The organism is Streptomyces olivochromogenes (genome assembly GCF_001514115.1).
Taxonomy (GTDB): domain Bacteria; phylum Actinomycetota; class Actinomycetes; order Streptomycetales; family Streptomycetaceae; genus Streptomyces; species Streptomyces olivochromogenes.
This window is the reverse complement of the sequence record NZ_KQ948546.1, coordinates 1-602: the sequence shown is the minus strand read 5'-3', so window position 1 is coordinate 602 and position 602 is coordinate 1. Positions and strand designations below refer to the sequence as shown.

Genomic DNA, 602 nt, shown 5'->3' with positions numbered 1-602 from the left:
GGGTGGGGGTTGTGGATGTCGCTGCCGCCGTAGCGGGCGGCGTCGGTGTTGAGGACTTCGTGCCAGGCGGGGGCGGAGTCGGGGATGCCGAGGCGGTAGTCGTGGCGGACGACGGGGGAGAAGTGGGAGACGGCGAGCAGGGGGGTGCCGTCGGCGTCGTGGCGGAGGAAGGCGAGGACGTTGTCGTCGGCGGCGTCGCCGGCGATCCAGGTGAAGCCGGCGGGGTCGGTGTCGCGTTGCCAGAGTGCGGGTTCGTGGCGGTAGACGGTGTTGAGGTCGCGGACGAGGTCGCGTACGCCGCGGTGGTCGGGTTCGGCGGGGTAGGCGGGGTCCAGGAGCCACCAGTCGGGGCCGTGGGCTTCGGACCATTCGGCGCCCTGGGCGAATTCCTGGCCCATGAAGAGGAGTTGTTTGCCGGGGTGGGCCCACATGAAGCCGAGGTAGGCGCGGGTGGTGGCGCGTTGCTGCCACCAGTCGCCGGGCATTTTCGACACGAGTGAGCGTTTGCCGTGGACGACCTCGTCGTGGGAGATGGGCAGGACGTAGTTCTCGCTGTAGGCGTACACCATCGAGAACGTCATCTCGTTGTGGTGGTACTTGCG

1 protein-coding gene is annotated in these 602 nt (G+C 68.8%); it reads right to left on the bottom strand.

The genetic code is table 11. The features are described 5' to 3' along the window. Window positions 1–602: alpha amylase C-terminal domain-containing protein (locus tag AQJ27_RS51495; protein WP_208948630.1), on the bottom strand; the 602-nt coding region annotated here is incomplete at both ends.